Origin of the sequence: Chryseobacterium sp. SIMBA_029 (assembly GCF_046535275.1) — a bacterium.
In the GTDB taxonomy this organism is placed as follows: Bacteria; Bacteroidota; Bacteroidia; order Flavobacteriales; family Weeksellaceae; genus Chryseobacterium.
Genome location: NZ_JAWRXA010000272.1, coordinates 1 through 275 on the forward strand (window position 1 = coordinate 1; position 275 = coordinate 275).

The 275-nt window shown below is 65.5% G+C and carries 1 protein-coding gene; it reads left to right on the plus strand.

What is annotated here, in order from left to right; genetic code table 11:
- On the plus strand, window positions 1–275 hold a 275-nt coding region (locus SB679_RS24090; RefSeq protein ID WP_410704764.1), incomplete at both ends, for an acylglycerol kinase family protein.

Genomic DNA, 275 nt, shown 5'->3' on the forward strand with positions numbered 1-275 from the left:
GGCGCAGCAGTTGCATGACAAGCTGCAAGATCTCATCAGCTACGCGCCCGATATCGTTCTCCGGCCCACGGAACACGCTGGCCACGCCGTCGATCTTGCCCGCGACGCCGCCACGGGGGACCGCAGCGTCCTGGTGGTATCGGTCAGTGGGGATGGCGGGTACAACGAGGTAGTCAACGGGGTGATGCAGGCGGGGAACCCCAAGGCCGTCTGCGCGGTGCTTGCTGCTGGGAACGCCAACGATCACAGCCGGATCACGGGAACCAAGCCACTCG